We start from the raw sequence: 24,541 nt of genomic DNA on the forward strand, positions 1-24,541 counted from the left end.
GCCTTAAAGGGGTAGATAAAAATGAAACATTTGACAAAACTGATCATTACTATAATGACTGGCGTTTTCGCATTGCTATTTGAATTTGTGTTGGAACAATCGACATGGGCATTTGCCCTGATTGCTGTGACTGGATCTATAATGGCACTGTCAATGCTGATTGAAATGGTAAAAACGTTGAAATCCGGCAGATATGGTGTAGATATTTTAGCGATCACAGCAATCATCGCCACATTAGCTGTTAGAGAATATTGGGCGAGTTTGATGATATTGGTGATGTTGACTGGAGGCGATTCGCTAGAAGATTATGCCGCTAAACGTGCTAACAAAGAATTAAAATCTTTACTCGATCACTCACCACAAAAGGCACATCAGTTGGTTAATGGTTCGCTAGTAGATATTTTGGCTGAAAAAGTTCAAGTTGACGATGAGCTTATTGTAAAACCAGGAGAAATAGTTCCTGTTGACGGTTATGTCATGAATGGCATCTCGACGGTTGATGAATCTTCTTTGACAGGAGAATCTCGTCCTGTAAATAAAAAAGTAGGCGATTCTGTACTATCTGGTTCAATCAATGGTGATAGCTCATTGACCATGAAAGCCAAAAAGACTGCAGCAGATAGTCAGTATCAAACCATTGTGAAACTTGTCAAAGAATCAGAGGAAAATCCCGCTCGTTTTGTGCGGATGGCTGACCGTTATGCAGTGCCATTCACAATTACAGCTTATGTAATTGCTGGAGTTGCTTGGTTTATTTCAAAGGATCCAACCAGATTCGCAGAAGTTTTAGTTGTAGCTTCACCATGTCCATTGATTTTAGCAGCTCCGATTGCGTTAGTTGCTGGCATGAATCGTTCAAGTAGAAATGGAATCATTGTGAAAACAGGGACTACTATTGAGCAGATGTCCGAAACAAAATCTGTTGCCTTTGATAAGACTGGAACGATCACGAAAGGAACAGTATCAGTCGATAAAATCGTTTCTGAAAGTGGAATTACGGCGGAGGAACTCTTGTTGTTAGCAGCAAGTGCAGAACAAGAATCAAGTCACATATTAGCACGTTCTTTGCTATCGGCCATATCCTCTAAAACAAAATTGAAACGAGTTTCTGCTTTAGATGAGATAACAGGCATGGGAATTAAAGCGGTGATTGCAGGAAATGTAATTCGTGTTGGCAAAGCAACCTATGTTACAGCGCAAAAAATTGAAAAAGAAACTGACCAAACAGCTATTTATGTCTCAGAAAATGACCAATATCTAGGCTATATCACCTTTACCGACCGGATTCGTCCAGAAGCCAAAGCAACCATGATTCAGTTGAAAAAACTTCATATTGATCATTTGCTGATGATAACAGGCGATCAGAAATCAATTGCTGTTGCTATCGCAAAAAAAATTGGCATTAGCGAAGTTCATGCGGAATGTTTACCGCAAGATAAAATTGCTGTATTGAAACAATTACCTCACTCTCAACATCCAGTGATCATGGTAGGCGACGGCGTCAATGATGCACCATCTTTGGCGATTGCTGATGTAGGAATCGCCATGGGCGCACATGGTGCGACAGCGGCCAGTGAAACGGCGGATGTGGTAATCTTAAAAGATGATTTGGAAAAAGTCAGTAAAGCTGTGGAAATTTCTAAAGATACGATGAAGATCGCCAAGCAATCTGTGTTGATTGGTATTATGATTTGTACGGTCTTGATGTTAATCGCAAGTACAGGAATCATCCCAGCGTTATTAGGTGCCGTTTTACAAGAGGTAGTGGATACTGTTTCAATTTTATCTTCTTTACGCGCTAAAAATGATTGAAGTTTTTTTAAGAGAACAGATAGTTGCAACGATATGTTTAAATTGTTAGAATCAAGTTATTGAAGAACAGGAAGATAATTGTTTTTTTATGATCCGAGGAGGAATTCAATAAGATGGATGGAAGTAAAATCAATGATAAAAATGTAACAGAAGAATTACTTTTGGAAGAAGGCTATCGTAAATATTCCGGTGAAAAGCTAGATATTTATTATAGTAAAGACATTTGCGCTCATATTGGAAATTGTGTTCGCGGTAATCCTGATGTTTTTGAAGTAGGTCGCCGTCCATGGATCATCACTGATAATGGCAGTGTTGAAGAGGATATCCGTGTCATCAACACATGTCCAAGTGGAGCCTTAAAATACATTCGAAAGGATGGAAAATAATTATGGAAATAAAAGAAGAACAAGATCGTTTTGTATTATTAAATGATGAAAATCAAGAAATTGGTGAAATGACTTGGTCAAATGCAGGAGAAAAAATGATGATCATTGATCATACCTTTGTGGAACCAACCTACCGAGGACAAAAGCTGGCCGAAAAACTAGTGTATAGCGGTGTGGAAAAAGCCCGTCGCGAAGGAAAAAAAATCATTCCACTCTGTCCATTTGCTAAAAAAGAGTTCGATAGAAAGCCAGAATATGGCGATGTTTTAAGAACTTGATAAAAATATTATAAGAAAAATAGACCCAATGTATCGTATTTTGTTCTTCTGCTGTTAAATACAACTGGTATTTATGCAAGAAATATGCTAAAGTATAATAGATGTATTTTGTGAATAAGGGAGAATTAGACTATGTATAATTTTATTTTAACACTTGTGATCATCCTTTCAGTAGTGATGGTTATTGCCGTTATGATGCAGCCTAGTAAACAAAACAGTGCAGCAAGTGCATTTACGGGCGGTGCAGATAAATTGTTCGGCAAACAAAAAGCACGTGGATTTGAAGCTGTAATGCAACGCGCAACAGCAATTATTGGTGCTGTTTGGATGTTACTATTATTTATTTTAGTATTGTTATCATCAAAGTAAGACCTTTGAAGTCCTTCATTTACTGAGGGACTTTTTTCTTTAGAAAAAATGATTATTGGTAAACGGAAAGTTCTTGAAACATCTTTCTTTTCACAAGGTTTTCACTAGATAATGTGCTAAAATGGAGACGAGGTGAATTAAAAAGTGAAAAAAATAAGTCTACCTAAACCATTATTTACCCAAAATGGTTCCCGTGCGGTTTTACTTTTGCACGCTTATTCAGGCAGTAGTAATGATGTTCGAATGATGAGTCGTTATTTAGAAAAAGAGAATTATACCGTTTATTCACCAAATTTCTCTGGTCATGCAACTGTTGCACCAGAAAATATTTTAGCAAAGTCAACAAGTGATTGGTGGCAGGATACGATAGAAGCAATTCAGTTTTTAAAAGAGCATGGCTATAAAGAACTTGCGATTTTTGGCCTTTCGATGGGCGGTATTTTTACAATGAGTGCCCTGACAGATCAACTGGAAGGAGTCATTGGTGGTGGTTTTTTTTGTTCACCAATTGTTCCAGTAAAAAATAAAGTACCAGAAAACTTTGCCCTTTATGCGGATAAAGTGTTAAAAATGGCCGGAGTTTCAACACAAGAACGAGCTGAGCGAATGGTGAATATCAAAACAGCTTCTTATGAGCAACTAAGTGATATCGAAGCATTTTCCAAACAAACAGCAAATAAACTAGCCCAAATCGAGGTGCCAGTGTTTATGGCTCAAGCTGGAAAAGATGAAATGATCGATCCAATGGGCGTTTATCAGACGGCACAAGCACTAACCCAGACACGATCTACATTAAACTGGTACCCAAATAGCGATCATGTGTTGACCGTAGGACCAGATCATAAACAATTAGAACAAGACGTATTAGCATTTTTAAATACATTGTCTTGGAATGAGGAGAAAGAATGACAAAACAAACAATCAAGGAGAAAATCCTAACCTTCATGGAAAATCATACGAAAAAAAGTTTTTCTATGGAAGAAATCGCAGAGGGATTGCAATTACAAAAGAGCTCAGATTTTAAGTTGCTCGTTCAAACAGTTGCAACGATGGAACGCGAAAAATTAATAGAATTCACCAAAAAAGGGAAAATCCGTTTACCACAGAAAAATGGAGATATTGAAGGCACTTTTCGAGCAAACGAACGAGGTTTTGGCTTTGTAACGATCGATCCGGAAGAAGCAGATGTCTATATTCCGAAAGAAGCCGTGAATTTTGCGATGGATGGGGATCTTGTCGCAATTGATATCGTACAGCCAGCAGATGCTTTTTCAGATCGTGGTGCTGAAGGGAAAATCGTGGAGATAAAAAAACGTGCAATCACTCAAGTGGTTGGTGAATTTATCGCTTATGAGGATAATGAAGTGAACGAAACTGATTTATACGGTTATGCTATTCCCAAAGATAAAAAAATGACAGGATTGACGTTTAACATTGCTGCACAAGGAATCAAGCCAGTCGATGGTAGTATCGTAATCGTGGAAATCACCCATTATCCAGATAAAGAATACCCAAGAAGCTTAGAAGGGTTAGTTAAAAAAGTAGTTGGTCATAAAAATGATCCAGGGATGGACATTTTATCGATCGTCGTAGCTCATGGTATTCCAACAAGCTTTCCAGATGAAGTTATTGCAGCAGCTGACAAAGTGCCAGATGCAATTTCAGAAACAGATATCAAGGGTCGCAGGGATTTGCGTGATCAAATAATCGTAACAATCGATGGAGAAGATGCCAAAGATTTAGACGATGCTGTAACTGTCCATAAATTAGCAAATGGCAACTACTTTTTAGGCGTGCATATTGCTGATGTTTCTTATTATGTAACAGAAGGCAGTGAGTTGGATCAAGAAGCGTATGAACGAGGAACAAGTGTCTATTTGACTGATCGTGTTGTGCCAATGATTCCACAACGCCTATCTAATGGGATTTGTTCATTAAACCCCAATGTTCCTAGATTGACGATGAGTTGTGAAATGGAGATAACACCAGAAGGTTATGTAGTCAAACATGATATTTTCCAAAGTGTCATCCAAACAACGGAACGAATGACTTATACGGCTGTCAATGAAATTTTAGAAGAGCAAAAGCCGGAAACAATGAAACGTTATAAAAAATTAGTGACTATGTTCAAAGAAATGGGCGAGCTTCATCGTATTCTTGAACAAATGCGGGAGAACCGCGGTGCGATTTCTTTTGAAGACCGCGAAGCAAAAGTATTAGTTGATGCTGAAGGACATCCACACGATATCTTATTGCGGACACGTGGCGTGGGTGAACGTTTGATCGAATCGTTTATGCTAGCAGCAAATGAAACCGTAGCTAAACACTTTAATGAGTTGAAATTACCCTTTATTTATCGTATACATGAACAACCAAAAGAAGAAAAAATGCAGCGTTTCTTTGATTTTGCTGCTGTATTAGGTATTTTAGTTAAAGGCACAAAGGCAGATATTACGCCAAAAGACTTACAAAAGGTTTTGGAGCAAGTAGCTGATAAACCGGAAGAAGCAGTCATCAATACGATGCTATTGCGTAGCATGCAACAAGCCAGATACTCAGAAGATAACTATGGACATTATGGTTTGGCAGCAGAATATTATACCCATTTCACCTCCCCCATCCGTCGTTACCCAGATTTGATCGTTCATCGACTGATCCGTAGCTATGAAGGGAAGATTTCTGAAAAACTAAAAGAGAAATGGGAACAGAATTTACCTGATATTGCAGATCATAGTTCAAGAATGGAACGAAGAGCTGTTGAAACAGAACGTGAAGTTGATTCAATGAAGAAAGCTGAATTTATGGCAGATAAAATTGGGGAAGAGTACGACGGTATCATTAGTTCTGTAACGCGATTTGGTCTCTTTGTTGAATTACCAAATACAATCGAAGGTCTGATCCATGTCAATAATTTAAAACAAGACTATTTCCATTTTATTGAAAATCATATGGCACTTGTTGGGGAAAGAACAGGAATGACCCTAAAAATCGGCCAAAAAGTCAAAGTCAAAGTAGACAAAGCCGATCCTGAAACGAGAGAAATCGATTTCGAATTTCTAGAAGCGGAAGAAGTAGAAAGAATCGAAGCACCAAAACCAAAAAAACGTCAAGATAACCGTCGCAGAAACGTCTCAGATCGTAAAGAGACAGATAAGAGACCTTTTACACAAAAGAAAAACAAGAAAAAAGGCAAAAAGCCATTTTATAAAGAAGTGGCTAAAAAGAAAAAAATAAAGAAACAAAAGAAAAAATAGAAAATGGAGGAATGGGTATGCCAAAAGGGGAAGGAAAACTGATTGCCCAAAATCGTAAAGCGAGGCATGACTATACCGTTGTTGATACGATGGAAGCGGGTATCGTGTTACAAGGAACAGAAATCAAATCGATCCGTAATGGTCGAATCAACTTAAAGGACGGCTTTGCTAGAATCAGAAATGGGGAAGCTTACCTGCTCAATGTGCATATTAGTCCTTATGAGCAGGGGAATATTTTTAATCACGATCCTTTACGGACGAGAAAATTACTTCTACACAAAAAGCAAATCGCTAAATTGATCGCTGAAACAAAAAATACAGGGATCACGATTATTCCATTAAAAGTCTATATTCGAAATGGCTATGCAAAAGTGTTGATTGGACTTGCTAAAGGAAAAAAACAATATGATAAACGAGAAGATTTGAAACGAAAAGAAATCAATCGTGAAATCAGCCGGACACTTAAAAATAATTTGCGCTAGTTTGTCAAAAGTTAGGTGTTTTTTAATGGTTATTTTATTCTTTTTCGCATATTTGTTTTCTTTGCTTTATCTTATGTGAAAAATTTGGTAGAGTGTAAAGAAACTGATGGATTTTCATCATTTTTTCAGTAACCAACTATTGTACTGCCGAATACTAGTAAGACCTTGTTCTGATAAATTTTTGTCATATTAAAAGAAGTGTCTTATTTTCATGAAATTCTTTTGAAATTATTCATCGTTGGTGGTATGATACGTGTGGTTAAGAATATAGAAGCCTTTTTAAGCTTCTCGTAAGTTTGTTAGAAAAGAGGTGAAAAAATTTGGAAGAGAAGACACTACTCTTCAAGATTGGGCCAATTTGGTTTGATGGAACGATTTGCTTAATGGTTCTGTTAACGTGTGTCATTGTCTTTGGGATAGTATATTACTGCACAAGGAATATTCAAATGAAACCTAAAGGCAAACAAAATGTTATTGAGTATCTTATTGATTTTGTTCGAAGTATCATTACCGACAATATGCCGAGTAAAGAAGTAACAAATTTTCACCTGCTAGCATTCACGATGTTCATGTTCGTTTTAGTTGCTAACATTATTGGTTTAGTAACCAAGGTGGCGATCGGGGATTATACGTATTGGAAGAGCCCTACAGCTGATCCAATGGTTACCTTGACATTAGCCTTGATCATGATTGCTTTAACACATTTCTTTAGTGTTAGTCGTTTTGGCTTGAAAGGATATTTCAAAAATAGCTTTTTAAGTCCAGTATCTTTCCTAATGCCGATCAAGTTGATGGAAGAATTTACGAATTTGCTTACTTTAGCACTACGTTTATACGGAAATATCTTTGCTGGTGAAGTATTACTTGGACTGATTGCAGGACTGGTATCAAGTGTCGGACTTTGGACGATTCCACTCGCAATACCGCTAGAAATGATCTGGTTAGCCTTTTCATTATTTATCGGCGCAATCCAAGCATTTATTTTTGTAACATTATCAATGGTTTACATGGCTCATAAAGTTGAAGTCGAAGAATAAATAATAAATAAAAACAACTATTTCTTAGGAGGAAAACAATAATGGACGGATTAAATTATATCGCAGCAGCAATCGCAGTTTTCGGAGCAGCCATCGGGGCAGCATACGGTAACGGAAAAGTTATCTCAAAAACAATCGAATCAATGACACGCCAACCAGAAATGGCTGGACAACTAAGAACAACAATGTTTATCGGGGTTGCCTTGATTGAAGCGGTTCCTATTCTAGGTGTAGTTATTGCATTGTTATTAGTGCTTAAATAATCCCTTTAGAAGGCAGGACGCTGAGTTTTTAAACGCCACGCGTTACTGCTTTCTTTGCTGCGAATCACAGCGACTGACTTCGGCAGAGCTGATGATGAGCAGTACTTGGCGAACGAAGTGAGAGAAGTAACCTATAAAAAAAGAAACACCAAGTTTTTCCAGAAACAAAGAAGACCGCCAAAAACATCAGTCTTACTTCAAAGTTCTAACCAAAAGGCAGAGCTGATGATGAGCAGTACTTGGCGAACGAAGTGAGAGAAGTAACCTATAAAAAAAGAAACACCAAGTTTTTCCAGAAACAAAGAAGACCGCCAAAAACATCAGTCTTACTTCAAAGTTCTAACCAAAAGGCAGAGCTGATGATGAGCAGTACTTGGCGAACGAAGTGAGAGAAGTAACCTATAAAAAAGAAACACCAAGCTTTTCCAAAAACAAAGAAGACCGCCAAAAACATCAGTCTTACTTCAAAGTTCTAATCAAAAGGCAGAGCTGATGATGAACAGTAACCTATTTTAAAAGAAATACCAATTTTCACTAAAAATAAGGTGGACTAAACTATGCTATACAAAAAATAGTAACCAACCACCACAGAGAATTGCAGAGAAAGGAAGTTGAAACTTCATGCTAGATCATTTAGTAATCGGTGAAGCAGGACCAAGTACAACAATTGGCACAATGATTGTTGTAAGTGGCGCTTTTCTAATTTTAATGCTTCTAATCAAGAAATTTGCTTGGGAAGCAATCACTGATATGTTAAAAAAACGTGAAGATAAAATTGCCAACGATTTAGATTCTGCAGAACAATCTCGAATCGCAGCTGCTAAGCTACAAGAAGAACGTCAACAAAAGTTACTATCTTCTAAATCAGAAGCCGCAGAAATCATCAAACATGCGAAAGAGAATGGAGACCAAAACCGTCAAAAAATCTTATCAGAAACCAATGATGAGGTTTCACGTTTACGAGAAAAAGCACGTCAAGATATTTCTCAAGAACATGAAGAAGCATTGGCATCTGTTAAAGATGAGGTAGCAAGTCTATCTTTACAAATTGCAGAGAAAATTTTAAACAAAGAATTGACGCCAGATGCACATGATTCATTAATCAATTCTTATATCGAAGGTTTAGGTAAGTCAAATGAAGTTAGATAAATACACGGTAGGGAAACGCTACGGTAAAGCTTTGTTTGAGCTGGCGATTGAAAAGCAAGAAGCCGATAGTGTTTATCAAGACTTGTTAAAACTTAGAGAGATTTTTCACGAAGTTCCAGAATTAGGAGACATTTTAAGTGATGTACGTCTCGAACCTTACGAAAAAGACGAAATCATGAAACAACTAGTTACTGGCTTTGATGGAACGATAAAAAACTTCTTATATGTTGTTTATAACTACTCACGTATGATTGATTTATTATTAATGATCGATGAATACGAAAGACGTTATGATGAGCACAAAAGCTTGCTTTTAGGAACAGCATTAACAGCCGTTCCTTTGACAAAAGAACAACACCAATTAATGGAAGAAAAAGCAGCAAAACTTTTAGGCTATGAACAAGCAAACTTGATCAATTTGATTGATCCGGATATTGTTGGTGGAGTAATTATAGAGGCCAATTATAAAGTGATCGACGGTAGTATCCATAAGCAATTAGAACGAATCCAAGAATTGTTATTAAAATAACGTTCAGCACAATAAAGAGGTGAATTGAATGGCTATCAAAGCAGAAGAAATCAGTGCCTTGATTAAGGAACAAATCAAAAATTATCAACAAGAATTAGCAGTCGAAGAAATTGGGACTGTCACATATGTTGGGGATGGAATCGCTCGTGCCCATGGATTAGAAAACGCAATGAGCGGAGAATTACTTGAATTTTCTAATGGCTCATATGGAATGGCGCAAAATTTAGAAACCAATGATGTCGGTATTATCATTCTAGGGGATTTTGAAACTATTCGAGAAGGCGACAAAGTAAAACGTACTGGTAAAATCATGGAAGTTCCTGTTGGTGAAGCATTGATCGGACGCGTCGTTAATCCATTAGGTCAACCAATTGATGGCTTAGGCGAAATCAAAACAGATAAAACACGTCCAGTAGAAGCAGCAGCACCAGGTGTTATGCAAAGAAAATCAGTGGATCAACCGATGCAGACTGGTCTTAAAGCAATTGATGCACTTGTACCAATCGGTCGTGGCCAACGTGAACTAGTCATTGGTGACCGTAAAACAGGTAAAACATCAATTGCTATTGATACGATCATCAACCAAAAAGGGCAAGATGTCATTTGTATCTATGTTGCGATCGGTCAAAAAGAATCAACTGTTCGTAACCAAGTTGAAACATTGAGAGCCTATGGTGCACTTGATTATACGATTATTGTGAATGCAGGAGCCTCTCAACCAGCGCCATTACTTTATATTGCGCCTTATGCAGGAGCTGCGATGGGAGAAGAATTCATGTATAACGGCAAGCACGTTTTGATCATCTTTGATGACTTATCAAAACAAGCCGTTGCTTATCGTGAACTTTCATTATTATTGCGCCGTCCTCCAGGTCGGGAAGCATACCCAGGTGATGTGTTCTATCTACACTCACGCTTATTAGAACGTGCGGCAAAATTAAGTGATGAATTAGGCGGCGGTTCAATGACTGCCTTACCATTTGTTGAAACGCAAGCAGGAGACATTTCTGCCTATATCCCAACAAACGTTATTTCAATCACAGATGGCCAAATCTTCTTAGAAAGTGATTTGTTCTATGCGGGCACTCGTCCAGCCGTTGATGCCGGTCTTTCTGTATCACGTGTTGGTGGCTCAGCACAAATCAAAGCAATGAAAAAAGTTGCGGGTACCCTTCGTTTAGATTTAGCAAGTTACCGCGAATTAGAAGCCTTCACTCAGTTTGGTTCTGATTTAGATGCGGCAACACAAGCAAAATTAAATCGTGGCCGTCGTACCGTTGAAATTCTAAAACAAAAATTACATGCACCACTAGCTGTTGAAAAACAAGTTGTTATTTTATATGCATTGACGCATGGATTTTTAGATAGTATCAGTGTAGCAAAAATCCTAGATTTCGAATCAGAATTATTCGATTTTTTAGATGGCAAACATCCAGAATTATTTGAAACGATCCGGACAACGAAAGACTTGCCAAAATCAGAAGATCTAGATGCTGCAATCAAAGAATTTAAAGAAATTTTTGATGCTGCTAATTCAGAAGGATTGACAGCTAAAGACACACTTGAATCAATTCAAAATGCGTAAGAGAGGTGACAAGAATTGGGTGCTTCATTAAATGAAATCAAACAACGCATTGCTTCAACGAAAAAAACCAGTCAAATCACCAATGCTATGCAAATGGTTTCGGGTGCTAAACTGACAAAATCAGAAACTGCTTCTAGAAGCTTTCAAGAATATGCATCAAAAATCCGTTCTATCGTTACGCATCTTGTTGCAGCTCAATTAAGCGATCTAGCAGAACTAGATTCTTATGATAGTCAAGAAGCATCAGAAACTGGTAATTATCATATGATGCTGACATCACGACCAGTAAAAAAAACAGGGTATATCGTAATAACCTCTGATAAAGGGTTAGTTGGCGGATACAACAGTTCAATTTTAAAACAAACTATGAAAATGATGTCAGATGATCACGAATCTCAAGAGGAATATGTGTTGATCGCAATTGGCGGAACTGGAGCTGACTTCTTTAAAGCGCGTGGTATCAATGTTGCGTATGAGTTGCGTGGCCTGACTGATCAACCTAGCTTTGATGAAGTAAGAAAAATTGTTTCTACTGCAACGACAATGTATGAAAACGAAGTCTTTGACGAGTTATATGTTTGTTATAATCATCATATCAATTCGTTAACAAGTCAATTTCGTGTCGAAAAAATGTTGCCAATCTCGGATTTAGATCCTGATGAAGCAACAACTTATGAGCAAGAATATATCTTAGAACCGTCAGAAGAAGCAATCTTAGATAATTTATTACCTCAATATGCTGAAAGTTTGATTTACGGGGCAATCATCGATGCCAAGACGGCTGAACATGCAGCAGGAATGACAGCAATGAAAACAGCCACTGACAATGCGCAAAACATTATTAGTGATTTGACGATTTCATATAATCGCGCTCGTCAGGGAGCCATTACCCAAGAAATTACTGAAATTGTGGCTGGTGCAGCTGCACTAGAGTAATCATCAAAGAAGCGGGCTGAGAATGCTCAAGATTTTTACTAAGTACTAAAGAAGACAGGTTTTATCACGACCTCGTTAGGGTATAAAACTGTCGAGCCTTCGATAGTTTTATGACCTCTTCAAACGAAACGGAGGAAAGAAATATGAGTTCAGGAAAGATTGTTGAAGTAATCGGTCCCGTTGTTGACGTGGAATTTTCACTAGATCAATCCTTACCAGATATAAATAATGCATTAGTCGTTTATAAAAATGGCGAAAAAAAACAAAAAGTCGTTTTAGAAGTAGCATTAGAATTAGGAGACGGTGTTATCCGTTCGATCGCAATGGAATCTACAGATGGCCTGCAACGCGGAATGGAAGTTATTGATACTGGAAAACCAATTTCTGTTCCTGTTGGGAAAGAAACATTGGGTCGTGTATTCAATGTTTTGGGCGATACCATCGACTTGGAAGAACCTTTCCCAGAAGATGCAATACGTAGCGGTATTCATAAAAAAGCCCCTGATTTTGCCGATTTAAGTACAAGTAATGAAATTTTAGAAACAGGGATCAAAGTGATTGACTTATTAGCCCCTTATTTAAAAGGGGGTAAAGTTGGACTATTCGGTGGTGCCGGTGTCGGTAAAACCGTTTTAATCCAAGAATTGATTCATAATATTGCCCAAGAACATGGCGGCATTTCTGTATTTACTGGTGTTGGTGAACGAACGCGTGAAGGGAACGATCTTTATTTTGAAATGAAAGACTCTGGCGTTATCGAAAAAACAGCTATGGTTTTCGGCCAAATGAATGAACCCCCAGGTGCGCGAATGCGTGTAGCATTGACTGGTTTGACAATTGCGGAGTATTTTCGTGATGTTGAAGGTCAAGATGTGTTATTATTTATTGATAATATTTTCCGCTTCACACAAGCTGGATCAGAAGTTTCTGCCTTATTAGGTCGGATGCCTTCAGCGGTTGGTTATCAACCAACTCTTGCCACTGAAATGGGTCAATTACAAGAACGTATCACTTCTACTAAAAAAGGCTCGATTACATCAATTCAAGCAATCTATGTACCGGCCGATGACTATACTGACCCAGCGCCTGCAACAGCATTCGCCCATTTAGATGCAACGACCAACTTAGAACGTCGTTTAACTGAAATGGGTATTTATCCAGCTGTTGATCCATTAGCTTCCTCTTCTAGTGCTTTAGCGCCTGAAGTTGTCGGAGATGAACATTATGCTGTAGCAACAGAAGTACAACACGTATTGCAACGTTACCGTGAGTTACAAGATATCATTGCAATTTTAGGAATGGATGAGTTATCTGATCAAGAAAAAATCTTGGTTGGTCGTGCCCGTCGTATTCAGTTCTTCTTATCTCAAAACTTTAATGTAGCAGAACAATTTACAGGACAACCAGGTTCGTACGTTCCAGTTGCCGATACAGTTAAAGGCTTTAGAGAAATTCTTGACGGAAAATATGATGACTTACCGGAAGAAGCGTTCCGTAGTGTTGGTAGAATCGAAGACGTTATTGAAAAAGCTAAAACGTTGAACTACTAAAAGGAGGCGACACAGAAATGGATTGTTTAACTGTCAATGTGGTGACTCCAAATGGTTTGGTTTATGACCATCGCGCAATGATCGTCGTTGCAAAAACAACGGATGGCGAAATCGGTATTTTACCGAAACATGCACCGATTATCGTTCCATTAGCGATCGATGAGGTTCGCGTAAAAAGAACAGATTCAGATACACACGTGGATTGGATCGCTGTCAATGGTGGTATTATGGAAGTCCGAGACAATGTTGTTTCAATTATTGCTGATAGTGCTGAACGTGAAAGAGATATTGATGTCAGTCGCGCAGAACGTGCAAAACAACGTGCTGAACGGATGATCGAAAAAGCCAAAGAACATGCAAATACAGATGAATTACGCCGTGCAACAGTTGCCCTTCATCGTGCGATCAATCGAATCAATGTGTCAAAACATACGTAACATAGTAAGAGCGGCTGAGACAAGTTAGTTGTCTCAGTTCGTTTTTTTACTAATAAAATACATATATCTATTCTTTTGTTAAGAATTAAGAATCTTTATTTTGGCTTTTAATTTATTTGTGCTAAACTAATCTATATCATGTACCGAAGCTTTACGGGATAATCTCTCGAAAAAGAAAAAATCTGTAAGATAAAAAGCATCACCGACTGATTTTCTTTTTTCAGTTGAGATTAAACGAGCTCATTCAGCTTTTAAATTAAGGAGAAAGTTATGCAATTTTTTGGTCTTGATGCAGTGATTCGAATCATCTGCCATATGATGTTTATTTATGTGAGTTTTTGGGCGATGCAGTCTATCAGAATTGAACAGTTTTTTAGAGCGCACCAAACCTCTCAAGTACGTTTACTGATCGTGTTATTTTCAATCGTTATCGGCTATACTGTCAGCTCATTTTTCTTAGAGTTTCTCGCGTTATGCCGTAATTTATTTATTGTGTTTTTTCCATAAAAATGGACAAATAAAAAGAAAAGATACTAATTGTTGGTAAATAATGGTATAATAGAAAAGATTTTGGATCAAAGCATCCAATTCTAACTTTTTTGGGGGGAACAAAATGGAACAGATTATTGTTCATGGTGGTAACCAATTAAAAGGAACTGTGAAAATCGAAGGAGCTAAAAATGCAGTATTGCCAATTTTAGCAGCGACCTTATTAGCGGAAGAAGGAACAACAACATTAAATAATGTACCAATTCTTTCGGATGTGTTTACAATGAACCAAGTTATCAGACACTTAAATGTAGATATTGAATTTAATGAACAAGAAAATCAAGTTATAATAGATGCTACTAAACCTCTAGGCATCGAAGCCAATTACGAATATGTGAGTCAAATGAGAGCGTCAATTGTTGTAATGGGGCCATTATTAGCGCGTAACGGTCATGCGAAAGTTGCGATGCCTGGTGGGTGTGCAATTGGTAAACGACCGATTGATTTACACTTAAAAGGATTTCAAGCGTTAGGTGCTAAGATCATCCAAAAAAATGGCTATATCGAAGCCATTGCCGACGAGTTGATCGGTAATACGATTTATTTGGATTTCCCAAGCGTAGGTGCAACTCAAAATATCATGATGGCAGCTGTTAAAGCCAAAGGCATGACAATCATTGAGAATGTAGCCAGAGAACCTGAAATCGTTGACTTAGCGAATGTATTGAACAAGATGGGTGCTAAAATCGTTGGTGCAGGAACTGAAATGATGCGTATCGAAGGTGTGAATCAACTACATGCTGTCGAACATTCAATTGTCCAAGACCGTATCGAAGCAGGCACCTTCATGGTTGCAGCTGCAATGACTGAAGGCGATGTTTTAATTGAAGAAGCAATTCCAGAGCATAATCGTCCGCTTATCTCCAAATTAACTGAGATGGGTGCGGTTATTCGTGAAGAAAGAGGCGGTTTACGCGTTATTGGTCCTAAAGTGATCAAACCAACAGATATCAAGACGTTGCCTCATCCTGGCTTCCCAACGGATATGCAAGCGCAAATGACTGCGATGCAAATGGTAGCAGATGGATCAAGCGTCGTAACTGAGACTGTTTTTGAAAATCGTTTCCAACATTTAGAAGAAATGCAACGGATGAATGCTGACGTGAAAATCGATGGAAATGTTGCAATCATCAATGGCGGCCAATCACTACAAGGGGCTGCTGTAGAAGCAACAGATCTACGTGCTGCTGCTGCATTGATCTTAGTAGGTCTAAAAGCAAATGGCATCACTCGTGTATCGCATTTAGAATATTTGGATCGTGGTTACTATAAATTCCATGAAAAGCTTCAAAAATTAGGAGCCAAAGTGGAACGAGTAAATGACGAAAAAATTGTAGAAAAGAAAATGTCTACTGTTAATTAAAAGGGGAAATAGATATGAGTTCGACACGCTATATTATAGTGACTTTGTTGAAAGTTTTAGTAGTGATAGCCTTAGTGATCATTTTATTTGTTGCCGGCACGATGATCGGTTACGGAGTGATTGGTGGAGGAAATCCAAAAGATGTGTTCAAAGAAGAAATTTGGACTCATATCCTAGACTTTTTTAAATAGAAGTTAATAGATAACTCTAACTGAAAATAGTTAGAGTTGTTTTTTTATCGTTAAATAACAATCGTTTCTTATTAAAGTAATCATTTTTTGTAAAGTTTCCGTAATATACATAGATTTCAGCGTTTATAATAGTATTTAATTGCCTTAAAATAACAAATTAAAAAGATTTATTTTTTTTAACATTCTAATAATAAAGAAATAAAGCCTGGGATAGAGGGCTTCTATAAATAAAATATTTCTAATATAACGCATTGAAAGCGTTATTTACTATCCTGTAACTTAGCCTTAATTAAATAGTAACCATCACCTTTGCCGGACATGCTATGATAGCTTTCGTATGTATTTGAGGAGGAAATTTTTTGATTAAGCAAAGATGGTTACCTATTTTAATTATTATGAGTTGTTTTATTACAGGATCAGTAATTCCTGTCTATGCAACTGAAAATAAAGATAGTGAAATAAAAAGTTTAACTAGTTACCCAGTTGTATCAGAACAATCAGCAAAAAATCTATCTCGTTCGATGATTCATTCTTTGACAGAAGGACAGGCATTTCAACTTGTGAAAAGTGATATTTTATATAAAGAAAAAATGGAACAAGAGAGCGTTAAAAAAGCTAGGATTGAAGCTGAAAAGAAGAAAATAGCTGAAAAACAAAAATTAGAAGCGGTGGACAGCCAAGTAGCATTAGAAAAGCAAAAAACTGAAAATAAAGAACCATCAGGAGCAAAAATGATGATGGAAGCTACAGCATACTCTTGTAACGAAGGTTTTATTGGTGGAGGGAATCTAACAGCGATGGGTCAAGACTTAAGAATAGATCCAATGGCAATTGCTGTTGATCCAAGTGTAATTCCCTTAGGTACAAAATTATATGTTGAAGGTTACGGAGAGGCTATTGCTAGTGATACAGGTGGGGCAATCAAAGGCAATATTATCGATCTTCATTTCTCTGATGTTTCACAATGCATTGATTGGGGCAGAAGACAAGTAGAAGTAACGATTATATCATAATTGTTTAATGCGTTTAAACAACAAATTGATCATGAAAACGACAAATGAGGTATTTAAATCCTTGTTTGTCTTTTTTGTGTTCAATCGAGCTTAATTTATTGAATAAGAAAAAAGGTTATATGTTATAATAAAGATTGATTAATTGGAAGAGGAGCGATAGTTATTATGAAAGCTGTAGTTACTGAAATTGGTGTTCGAGCGCTGGATGAAAAAGAACCAATCATCATACTTTTTGGTGAAAATGCCACAGATAGTTTAAAAGAGTATTCGGTGATTCAAAAATTTGAAGAGTCACAATCTTTAGAAATGAAAACAGGCGATCTATTAAAGATCGATGAACAAGAATATACAATCCAATATGTTGGACCTTTTGCAAATAAAAACTTAAACAGTATTGCCCATGTAACATTGGTTTTTTCTGAGGTGCCAAAAGAAGATGCAATTGTTAACGGTTTATATCTTGCGCCAAGCAAGCTTCCAACCATTAATGTTGGAACAATAATAGAGTATAGAACGCTTGGAGTGTGATTGAGTGGGACAAGAGAGAGAAAAAGACAAGCGATTTTCATGGTTTTGGCGCTGGTTTTTAAATAACCAGGTCGTCACTGCACTGTTGATCGTATTGTTGATATTATTGATTTTATTAGTTTTTACAAAGGTTTCGTATTTATTTAAACCAGTCTGGCAGTTTATTGGTGTTGTTGGCCTGCCACTGATCATGGCTGGAATATTATATTATTTAATGAATCCTGTTGTTGATTATTTGGAAAAGAAAAAAATTCCACGTATTTGGAGTATTATTGGTTTATTTATTATTGTTGTGGCGTTGATCATTTGGGGGCTTGTCGTAATCGTTCCTAAAATTCAGGAACAGACGATTAGCTTTGGCAATCATTTTCCTCAATATATCGATACGATCGATCAAAAGATGCAAGAGATTTTAGGTGATCCTTTCTTTGCACAATTTCGTACGCAGTTAGAAGATATGGGAGATAAGCTAATCAGTTCTTTAGGAGATATTATCCGCAATATTTCTACATTTACTGTTCAAGGTTTGGGTAGCTTTGTTGGAGCAGTTGCCACAATTGTTGTGGCGATTATTACAATGCCATTCATTCTATTTTATCTTTTAAAAGATGGAAAACAATTAGCGCCCTATTTAATGAAGTTTTTACCTAATAAAATGCGTCAACCTACATTGAAAGTATTAGGAGAAGTTAATTCTCAAGTTTCTTCTTATATTCGAGGTCAGCTGACCGTTGCTTTTGCTGTAGCAGTCATGTTTATCATAGGATTTTCATTTATTGGGTTGGATTATGCGATCACTTTAGGGATCACTGCAGGTTTTCTGAATTTGATTCCTTATCTAGGTTCATTCTTAGCGATGGTACCCGCTATCTTTCTAGGAATCGTTGGAGGTCCGATCTTACTTGTAAAAGTCTTAGTGGTTTTTGTGATTGAGCAGACAATTGAAGGGCGAGTGATTTCACCTCTTGTCTTAGGGAGTCAGCTAGATATCCATCCAGTGACGATTTTAGTGGTCTTGTTGACGTCTGGAAAGCTATTTGGAGTAGTGGGTGTTATTTTAGGAATACCTGTCTACGCTGCTGCTAAGGTCATCATTACCCATGTATTCGAATGGTATAAAGATGTTTCGAGTTTGTATCATGAAGAGGAAGAATTCAAAAATATCGAATAATAAAAAGAGGGTGTGATACAAAAGTAAAAATCACTTTTGTATCACACCCTAAATGCGAATAAACGGTGGGAGCAGAAGCAATCCCTTCGGAAATAAGCTTCTGTCCCAGCCTCTCTTTAAGCTTAAAACGTTTTTCCTAATGTAGTTGCTTGATCCATTGCAGCACCTAATAATTCTTCTGCTTTTTCGGGATGATGATCGATTCCCTCAATAAATAATTGCTCCACTTTTTCAACACCGATAAAGTTTAAAATCCCTTTTACGTATTGAGAAGCGAAATCTTGCCCTTCATAAAAGCCGCCATTTGATTGAATGTGCAAAGCTTTTTTACCGTTAGTTAAAGGTTTAGGTCCTTCATCGGTATATTTAAAGGTTTTACCAGCGACGTTGATTGTATCCACCCAAGCTTTTAAGCGAGTTGGTACATTTAAATTCCATAAAGCATTGGCAATAACCACTTTGTCAGCGCCTAAGAATTGGTCGGTTAGTTCGTTGAAACGTGCCACTTTTGTTTGTTGGCTCTCATTTAATGCAGTAAATTCAGTACCAGTGCGTAATGCACCCCAACCAGAAAGCAATTCTTCGTCGATTTCTGGGACAGAATCAGCATAAACATCAAGAACATCGATTTCGTCAGTTGGATTTTGAGCTTGATAACTAGCTAAAAAAGTTTCCAATGCTCGGACAGAACGAGATTCTTCTTTAGTAAGTGGGTGTGCTTTCACAACAAGTAATTTTGACATATAAAATCTCCTTTGAATACATAAGTATCATTATTTCTAAACAAAAACTATTTTACTAATAAAAAGTAAGAAAAGCAATGTTTTTGTGTAAATTATCTGAAAAAAACGTTCTTTTCATAAATAGGAATGAAAGCTAATTATTTGAAAAGTACATTCCACCATTATGATGATGAAACTTTAGAGAACTAATAGCTGATAAGGTTCATTTTTAGTGCTATTTGTTTGCAATCGGGCTTTGCAAATGAGAGTTAAAAAAATTTTTTTATTGTTTCTTTGTAAAGGGTTGCAAATGAATGGAAATAATGTTATGCTGTGCATGTAATAAGGATTGTTACTGTTCGGCAGGCAAAACCTGAATCTTCCATAGTAACTTATTTGGGCGGATTCTAGGTTTTTTTCATTTGTATTTGTAAAAGTGAGGTTCATCATGAATATCGAAAAAATTTTAAACAACAATGTCGTCATGACAAAAAATGAATCAGGTGAAGAAATTGTCTGCATGGGTCGAGGACTAGCATTTCAGAAAAAAATTGGTGACGTTATTGACCCAACTTTTATTGAAAAGGAATTTGTTCTTAAAGATTCCATCACTTCTGGACAGTTTCAGCAATTATTTGCAGATATTCCATTAGAAGAAGTAGAAATCGTTAAAAAAATCGTGGATATAGCGGAAGAAGAGTTAGGGATCGAACTGTCATCCAATATCTACCTAACATTAACGGATCACGTACATTATGCCATCATGAGAGCAAAAGAAGGTCTCGAGATGCCCAATCCCTTGATGTTTGAAACAAAAAAGTTTTATCCAAAAGAATTCGCCATAGCTCGCAAAGGTGTACAACTAATCAAAGAAAAATTAAATATTGATTTTTCTGAAAGTGAAGCAGGATTTATTGCATTTCACATCGTAAATAGTGAGCAAGCAAACGGAAACATGGAAGTCACAATGTCCGCAACCGAAATGGTTCGAGATATTTTAACGATCATCAGTCGCTATTTTGGGAAACCCTTTGATGAAGATTCCTTGAATTATCAAAGAATCGTTACACACTTGCAATATTTTGCGCAACGTTATTTGCAAAATGAAGCGCACGATGAGGAAGATGATTTTCTTTATGAGTTGATTCAAAGCAAGTATCCGAAAGCATTTCAGTCCGTTCAAAGAATCAATGATTATCTAGTCAAGAAATATCAAAAGCCAATCGATAAGGCTGAACAAATTTATTTGACCATTCATATCCAGCGAGTAGCTGGAGATAAAAAAGCGTAGCATTTATTTTATTAAAAAATTTAACTTTCAATCGAAGCGGATTGTTACTGTTTAGCAGGCAAAACCTAGATTGAAAAAACAAACGATTCATCTATATTTAGTTTTTTTAAGTATAGTAAAATCATTGTTTTTTCAGTTTAGGTTTTTTTATATAAAAAATTAAAGAAAAGAGGCTTATAAAATGAGCAAAAATCAAGAAATAGCAGAGCGCGTCTTAACGCTAGTTGGCGGAGAAGGCAATGTGAATAGTGTTGTTCATTGTGCAACACGTTTACGTTTTAAATTGAAAGATGAGGGAAAAGCGGCTACTGATAAGCTTAACCAAGATCCAGATGTAATTCAAGTCGTTCAAAGCGGCGGTCAATACCAAGTCGTGATCGGCAGTCATGTTAGTGATGTGTATAAAGAATTAATGGCACATAGTGGTCTAGGAGACGATGATTCACAAAAAGATGAAGGTCCTAAAGGGAACATTTTTAATCAATTGATTGATATTATTTCTTCTATCTTTACACCGTTCTTAGGTGCGATGGCAGGAGCTGGGGTTTTAAAAGGATTTTTAACATTGGCAGTTACATTAAACTGGCTAACGGTTGAATCAGGTGTCTATGTTGTGCTGTTTGCAATAGCAGATGGTATATTCACCTTCCTACCGATTCTATTGGCGTTTACTGCGGCAAAAAAATTCAAAACAAATCAATTTTTGGCAGTCTGTTTAGCAATGGCACTTGTTCATCCTAGTATCACTGCTTTAGCTGGTCAGCAGTTAAGCTTTGCAGGAATTCCAGTGATCATTGGTGCAAGTGCATATACATCATCTGTTATTCCAATTATTTTAGCAGTATATGTGCAAAGCTATGTAGAACGTTTCTTCAAGAAAGTTATTCCAACATTCTTGCAAATTATCTGTGTTCCTTTAGCTGTTTTTCTTGTAATGGCACCAGTTACTTTTATAGCCATTGGGCCTATCGGTACAATTCTAGGTGATTTGTTAGGTAAAGGCTACAATGGAATTTATGGCTTTAGCCCAATTATTGCAGGTGCTGTGATGGGTGGTTTATGGCAAGTATTCGTTATGTTTGGGATGCATTGGGGCTTTGTGCCGATCATGATGTTAAACCTTTCTCAAGCAGGTGGTGGCGTAGATACAATGGCACCAATGTTATTACCAGCTGTATTAGCTCAAGGTGGTGCAGCGTTAGCAGTTTTCTTCATGACAAAAAATGTAAAACTAAAAGGTTTGGCTTTATCTTCTGCGATGACTTCAGTATTTGGGATTACAGAGCCAACGGTATATGGCGTGACATTACCACTTAAAAAACCATTTATTGCAGCTTGTATCGGTGGAGCTGTCGGTGGAGCATTCATCGGTTTCAGTCACGTTCAAAACTATGTCTTTGGTTTAATCAGTTTGTTAAGTTTACCAGGTTTTATTCCACAAGACACAAAAGATACTTCTGGATTGGTTGCAGCAGTCATCGGAACAGCGATTGCGTTTGTCATTGCATTTGTCTTAACATTCATTTTGAAATTTGAAGATAAACCAGAAGCAGGTAGTGAAGTGACTACAAAAAATACAAATACGAACTCAGAAGCGCAAAATAGCAATAAAAATGATAAAATTGTTTTAATAAGCCCACTTACAGGTACGATCGTTGCGTTAGATAAAGTGGAAGATCAAGTCTTTTCATCTGGTGCATTAGGTAAGGGCATCGCAATCGAACCAACAGTAGGTGAACTTTATGCGCCAGCTAATGGTGAAATCACAACATTATTTCCAACAGGCCATGCCGTTGGTATCACAACAGAAGATGGTGCAGAAGTGTTGATGCATATCGGTATGGATACGGTTGAGATGGATGGCGATGGATTTGAGATCCTTGTGAAGCAAGGAGATCAAATAAAACAAGGCGATTTACTTGTTAAGTTTGATATTGAAAAAATTAAAGCGGCTGGTCATCCAATCGTTACTCCTATTGTTGTTACAAATAGTGGGGATTATTTAGATGTCTTGGATATGGATCAAACAGATGTATTACATGGAGAAGATTTTCTTGCGATCGTGCGTTAATTGAATAGATAATTTAGTAAAGACCTAATAAATTTACAATATTTTTAAATAGGAGGAACGAGTATGTCAAATAAAACAACAGTATTTCCAGACGGTTTTTTATGGGGAGGCGCAACAGCTGCTAACCAATTAGAAGGAGCCTACCGTTCAGACGGTAAAGGTTTGTCAGTAGCGGATGCAATGCCGGGCGGCAAACAACGTTTTCAAATTTTAGGTAGTGATACGTTTAATTGGGAAATCGATGAAGACAAATTTATTTATCCTAACCATCGTGGGATCGATCATTATCACCGTTTTAAAGAAGATATTGCATTATTCGCAAAAATGGGTTTCAAGTGTTATCGTTTTTCACTTGCGTGGGCAAGAATTTTTCCAAAAGGTGATGAAGCAACACCAAATGAAGCTGGGTTGAAATTTTATGACCAAGTCATTGATGAATGTTTAAAACACGGAATCGAACCTGTTATTACAATTTCTCACTATGAAATGCCGTTACATTTAGCTAAAGAATATGGCGGCTGGAAGAATCGTAAAATGATTGATTTCTTCGAAAATTATGCAACTGTTGTTTTAACGCGTTATGGAAAAAAAGTGAAATATTGGATGACTTTCAATGAAATAAATTCAGCATTCCATTTTCCTGCGTTGAGCCAAGGCATGGTCAAAGCAACTGGTGCGGGCGATTATCAAAATGTTTTCCAAGCATGGCATAATCAATTTGTCGCAAGTGCAAAAGCTGTGAAAATCGGGCATGAAATCAACCCTGATATGCAAATTGGCTGTATGATCATTTATGCAACAACATATAGTATTGACGCAAATCCTGTCAATCAAATGGCAACATTAGCTCAAAATCAAGAATTTAATTTCTACTGTACAGATGCGCAAGTTCGCGGTGAATATCCAGCATATCAACAACGCATGTTTGATAAATATGGTGTATCTGAATTAGAAATGGGTGCAGACGATTTAGAATTAATGAGAAAATATGCAGTAGATTATATTGGTTTTAGTTATTATATGTCTTCTGCTGTCAACGAAACAGCAGAAGAAGAGGATACAGTAGTTGGAAACTTATTAGGTGGTGTTCGTAATCCATTCTTAGAAGCAAGTGAGTGGGGTTGGCAAATTGATCCTGAAGGGTTGAGAATTGCTTTGAACGAATTATACGATCGTTACCAAAAGCCACTATTCATTGTTGAAAATGGTTTAGGAGCAATCGATAAAGTGGATGAAAACTTTTATGTAGAAGATGATTATCGGATCGATTATTTACGCCGTCATATTGAAGCAATGTCAGATGCGATTAAAGATGGTGTTGATTTAATGGGCTATACGCCATGGGGCTGTATTGACTTAGTTAGTGCGTCAACTGGTGAAATGAGCAAGCGTTATGGTTTCATCTATGTTGATTTAGATGATAACGGTGAAGGTACCATGAATCGTTATGAGAAGAAATCATTTAACTGGTACAAACAAGTTATTGAAACAAACGGAAAAGAGTTGAAATAGAAAACAAAAAGAAGGGTAATCACTCAGATTCACATACTGAGTGACTGCCCTTCTTTTGAAACA

Annotated in this window: 25 protein-coding genes; 24 read left to right on the forward strand and 1 reads right to left on the reverse strand. The window is 37.1% G+C overall.

All coding sequences use genetic code 11. From position 1 onward, the window contains the following. Positions 1 to 21 precede the first annotated feature (21 nt). The 21 genes from BCR24_RS06830 (at position 22) to BCR24_RS06930 (ending at position 18,882) form a co-directional block, all read left to right on the forward strand. Entirely contained in the window at positions 22 to 1,812 is a 1,791-nt protein-coding gene (locus tag BCR24_RS06830) for a heavy metal translocating P-type ATPase (RefSeq protein WP_069639809.1), read from the forward strand. Between the two features lie 113 nt (positions 1,813 to 1,925). Continuing rightward, positions 1,926 to 2,198 carry a (4Fe-4S)-binding protein gene (locus tag BCR24_RS06835; RefSeq protein WP_069639810.1) on the forward strand — a complete coding sequence of 91 codons (273 nt, stop codon included), beginning with the start codon at positions 1,926 to 1,928 and terminating at the stop codon, positions 2,196 to 2,198. A gap of 2 nt (positions 2,199 to 2,200) precedes the next feature. Beyond that, a complete protein-coding gene (locus BCR24_RS06840; protein WP_069639811.1) occupies positions 2,201 to 2,476 on the forward strand; it encodes a GNAT family N-acetyltransferase in 276 nt (91 codons plus the stop codon). 132 nt (positions 2,477 to 2,608) lie between these two features. Continuing rightward, the gene (gene secG / locus BCR24_RS06845) at positions 2,609 to 2,845 is read left to right on the forward strand and encodes a preprotein translocase subunit SecG (protein WP_010765524.1); all 237 of its coding nucleotides are present in this window, start codon (positions 2,609 to 2,611) and stop codon (positions 2,843 to 2,845) included. Between the two features lie 144 nt (positions 2,846 to 2,989). Then, positions 2,990 to 3,754, forward strand: a complete 765-nt coding sequence (locus BCR24_RS06850; protein WP_069639812.1) for an alpha/beta hydrolase — start codon at positions 2,990 to 2,992, stop codon at positions 3,752 to 3,754. After that, positions 3,751 to 6,099: a ribonuclease R gene (gene rnr / locus BCR24_RS06855; protein WP_069639813.1), complete on the forward strand. Its 2,349-nt coding sequence runs from the start codon at positions 3,751 to 3,753 to the stop codon at positions 6,097 to 6,099. Before BCR24_RS06850 ends, rnr begins: the two co-directional genes overlap by 4 nt. A gap of 17 nt (positions 6,100 to 6,116) precedes the next feature. Next, the gene (smpB, locus tag BCR24_RS06860; RefSeq protein WP_069639814.1) at positions 6,117 to 6,581 is read left to right on the forward strand and encodes an SsrA-binding protein SmpB; all 465 of its coding nucleotides are present in this window, start codon (positions 6,117 to 6,119) and stop codon (positions 6,579 to 6,581) included. 320 nt (positions 6,582 to 6,901) lie between these two features. After that, the gene (gene atpB, locus BCR24_RS06865) at positions 6,902 to 7,618 is read left to right on the forward strand and encodes a F0F1 ATP synthase subunit A (RefSeq protein WP_069639815.1); all 717 of its coding nucleotides are present in this window, start codon (positions 6,902 to 6,904) and stop codon (positions 7,616 to 7,618) included. Positions 7,619 to 7,659: 41 nt separating this feature from the next. Further along, on the forward strand, positions 7,660 to 7,881 hold the full coding sequence (gene atpE / locus BCR24_RS06870) for a F0F1 ATP synthase subunit C (RefSeq protein WP_069639816.1): 222 nt from the start codon (positions 7,660 to 7,662) through the stop codon (positions 7,879 to 7,881). 621 nt (positions 7,882 to 8,502) lie between these two features. Then, positions 8,503 to 9,030 carry a F0F1 ATP synthase subunit B gene (atpF, locus tag BCR24_RS06875; RefSeq protein WP_069639817.1) on the forward strand — a complete coding sequence of 176 codons (528 nt, stop codon included), beginning with the start codon at positions 8,503 to 8,505 and terminating at the stop codon, positions 9,028 to 9,030. After that, the gene (atpH, locus tag BCR24_RS06880) at positions 9,017 to 9,559 is read left to right on the forward strand and encodes an ATP synthase F1 subunit delta (RefSeq protein WP_069639818.1); all 543 of its coding nucleotides are present in this window, start codon (positions 9,017 to 9,019) and stop codon (positions 9,557 to 9,559) included. Before atpF ends, atpH begins: the two co-directional genes overlap by 14 nt. A gap of 28 nt (positions 9,560 to 9,587) precedes the next feature. Beyond that, positions 9,588 to 11,144 carry a F0F1 ATP synthase subunit alpha gene (gene atpA / locus BCR24_RS06885; RefSeq protein WP_069639819.1) on the forward strand — a complete coding sequence of 519 codons (1,557 nt, stop codon included), beginning with the start codon at positions 9,588 to 9,590 and terminating at the stop codon, positions 11,142 to 11,144. A gap of 15 nt (positions 11,145 to 11,159) precedes the next feature. Next, positions 11,160 to 12,080 carry a F0F1 ATP synthase subunit gamma gene (locus BCR24_RS06890; RefSeq protein ID WP_069639820.1) on the forward strand — a complete coding sequence of 307 codons (921 nt, stop codon included), beginning with the start codon at positions 11,160 to 11,162 and terminating at the stop codon, positions 12,078 to 12,080. 143 nt (positions 12,081 to 12,223) lie between these two features. Then, entirely contained in the window at positions 12,224 to 13,630 is a 1,407-nt protein-coding gene (gene atpD, locus BCR24_RS06895; protein ID WP_069639821.1) for a F0F1 ATP synthase subunit beta, read from the forward strand. 17 nt (positions 13,631 to 13,647) lie between these two features. After that, positions 13,648 to 14,067, forward strand: a complete 420-nt coding sequence (locus tag BCR24_RS06900; RefSeq protein WP_069639822.1) for a F0F1 ATP synthase subunit epsilon — start codon at positions 13,648 to 13,650, stop codon at positions 14,065 to 14,067. A 270-nt stretch (positions 14,068 to 14,337) separates the two neighbouring features. Then, positions 14,338 to 14,574 (forward strand): DUF1146 family protein, encoded by a 237-nt coding sequence (locus BCR24_RS06905; protein WP_069639823.1) that lies wholly within the window; start codon positions 14,338 to 14,340, stop codon positions 14,572 to 14,574. A gap of 106 nt (positions 14,575 to 14,680) precedes the next feature. Continuing rightward, positions 14,681 to 15,979 (forward strand): UDP-N-acetylglucosamine 1-carboxyvinyltransferase, encoded by a 1,299-nt coding sequence (gene murA / locus BCR24_RS06910; protein WP_069639824.1) that lies wholly within the window; start codon positions 14,681 to 14,683, stop codon positions 15,977 to 15,979. Positions 15,980 to 15,993: 14 nt separating this feature from the next. Continuing rightward, on the forward strand, positions 15,994 to 16,170 hold the full coding sequence (locus BCR24_RS06915; protein WP_069639825.1) for a DNA-directed RNA polymerase subunit beta: 177 nt from the start codon (positions 15,994 to 15,996) through the stop codon (positions 16,168 to 16,170). A 359-nt stretch (positions 16,171 to 16,529) separates the two neighbouring features. Further along, the gene (locus tag BCR24_RS06920; protein ID WP_379896685.1) at positions 16,530 to 17,183 is read left to right on the forward strand and encodes a 3D domain-containing protein; all 654 of its coding nucleotides are present in this window, start codon (positions 16,530 to 16,532) and stop codon (positions 17,181 to 17,183) included. Between the two features lie 165 nt (positions 17,184 to 17,348). Continuing rightward, positions 17,349 to 17,711, forward strand: coding sequence for a PTS glucitol/sorbitol transporter subunit IIA (locus BCR24_RS06925; RefSeq protein ID WP_069639826.1), 363 nt, complete (start codon positions 17,349 to 17,351; stop codon positions 17,709 to 17,711). A 4-nt stretch (positions 17,712 to 17,715) separates the two neighbouring features. Beyond that, on the forward strand, positions 17,716 to 18,882 hold the full coding sequence (locus tag BCR24_RS06930) for an AI-2E family transporter (protein ID WP_069639827.1): 1,167 nt from the start codon (positions 17,716 to 17,718) through the stop codon (positions 18,880 to 18,882). 122 nt (positions 18,883 to 19,004) lie between these two features. On the opposite strand, the gene BCR24_RS06935 is transcribed toward BCR24_RS06930, so the two are convergent. After that, complete coding sequence (locus BCR24_RS06935; RefSeq protein ID WP_069639828.1) at positions 19,005 to 19,625, reverse strand: FMN-dependent NADH-azoreductase; 621 nt, start codon at positions 19,623 to 19,625, stop codon at positions 19,005 to 19,007. A 427-nt stretch (positions 19,626 to 20,052) separates the two neighbouring features. On the opposite strand from BCR24_RS06935, the gene licT reads away from it, so the two are divergent. The 3 genes from licT to BCR24_RS06950 all read left to right on the forward strand — a co-directional run bounded on the left by licT (position 20,053) and on the right by BCR24_RS06950 (position 24,478). Beyond that, positions 20,053 to 20,895, forward strand: a complete 843-nt coding sequence (gene licT, locus BCR24_RS06940; RefSeq protein ID WP_069639829.1) for a BglG family transcription antiterminator LicT — start codon at positions 20,053 to 20,055, stop codon at positions 20,893 to 20,895. Between the two features lie 181 nt (positions 20,896 to 21,076). Beyond that, the gene (locus BCR24_RS06945; RefSeq protein WP_069639830.1) at positions 21,077 to 22,966 is read left to right on the forward strand and encodes a beta-glucoside-specific PTS transporter subunit IIABC; all 1,890 of its coding nucleotides are present in this window, start codon (positions 21,077 to 21,079) and stop codon (positions 22,964 to 22,966) included. Positions 22,967 to 23,029: 63 nt separating this feature from the next. Then, on the forward strand, positions 23,030 to 24,478 hold the full coding sequence (locus tag BCR24_RS06950; RefSeq protein WP_069639831.1) for a glycoside hydrolase family 1 protein: 1,449 nt from the start codon (positions 23,030 to 23,032) through the stop codon (positions 24,476 to 24,478). Positions 24,479 to 24,541 lie beyond the last annotated feature (63 nt).

The organism is Enterococcus ureilyticus, from assembly GCF_001730315.1.
GTDB lineage: Bacteria > Bacillota > Bacilli > Lactobacillales > Enterococcaceae > Enterococcus_L > Enterococcus_L ureilyticus.

Coding starts and splice junctions, on each gene's coding strand:
- BCR24_RS06830 (WP_069639809.1), top strand. CDS start 22: ATGAAACATTTGACAAAACTGATCATTACTATAATGACTGGCGTTTTC.
- BCR24_RS06835 (WP_069639810.1), top strand. CDS start 1,926: ATGGATGGAAGTAAAATCAATGATAAAAATGTAACAGAAGAATTACTT.
- BCR24_RS06840 (WP_069639811.1), top strand. CDS start 2,201: ATGGAAATAAAAGAAGAACAAGATCGTTTTGTATTATTAAATGATGAA.
- secG (WP_010765524.1), top strand. CDS start 2,609: ATGTATAATTTTATTTTAACACTTGTGATCATCCTTTCAGTAGTGATG.
- rnr (WP_069639813.1), top strand. CDS start 3,751: ATGACAAAACAAACAATCAAGGAGAAAATCCTAACCTTCATGGAAAAT.
- smpB (WP_069639814.1), top strand. CDS start 6,117: ATGCCAAAAGGGGAAGGAAAACTGATTGCCCAAAATCGTAAAGCGAGG.
- atpE (WP_069639816.1), top strand. CDS start 7,660: ATGGACGGATTAAATTATATCGCAGCAGCAATCGCAGTTTTCGGAGCA.
- atpF (WP_069639817.1), top strand. CDS start 8,503: ATGCTAGATCATTTAGTAATCGGTGAAGCAGGACCAAGTACAACAATT.
- atpH (WP_069639818.1), top strand. CDS start 9,017: ATGAAGTTAGATAAATACACGGTAGGGAAACGCTACGGTAAAGCTTTG.
- atpA (WP_069639819.1), top strand. CDS start 9,588: ATGGCTATCAAAGCAGAAGAAATCAGTGCCTTGATTAAGGAACAAATC.
- atpD (WP_069639821.1), top strand. CDS start 12,224: ATGAGTTCAGGAAAGATTGTTGAAGTAATCGGTCCCGTTGTTGACGTG.
- BCR24_RS06900 (WP_069639822.1), top strand. CDS start 13,648: ATGGATTGTTTAACTGTCAATGTGGTGACTCCAAATGGTTTGGTTTAT.
- BCR24_RS06905 (WP_069639823.1), top strand. CDS start 14,338: ATGCAATTTTTTGGTCTTGATGCAGTGATTCGAATCATCTGCCATATG.
- murA (WP_069639824.1), top strand. CDS start 14,681: ATGGAACAGATTATTGTTCATGGTGGTAACCAATTAAAAGGAACTGTG.
- BCR24_RS06915 (WP_069639825.1), top strand. CDS start 15,994: ATGAGTTCGACACGCTATATTATAGTGACTTTGTTGAAAGTTTTAGTA.
- BCR24_RS06925 (WP_069639826.1), top strand. CDS start 17,349: ATGAAAGCTGTAGTTACTGAAATTGGTGTTCGAGCGCTGGATGAAAAA.
- BCR24_RS06935 (WP_069639828.1), bottom strand. CDS start 19,625: ATGTCAAAATTACTTGTTGTGAAAGCACACCCACTTACTAAAGAAGAA.
- licT (WP_069639829.1), top strand. CDS start 20,053: ATGAATATCGAAAAAATTTTAAACAACAATGTCGTCATGACAAAAAAT.
- BCR24_RS06945 (WP_069639830.1), top strand. CDS start 21,077: ATGAGCAAAAATCAAGAAATAGCAGAGCGCGTCTTAACGCTAGTTGGC.
- BCR24_RS06950 (WP_069639831.1), top strand. CDS start 23,030: ATGTCAAATAAAACAACAGTATTTCCAGACGGTTTTTTATGGGGAGGC.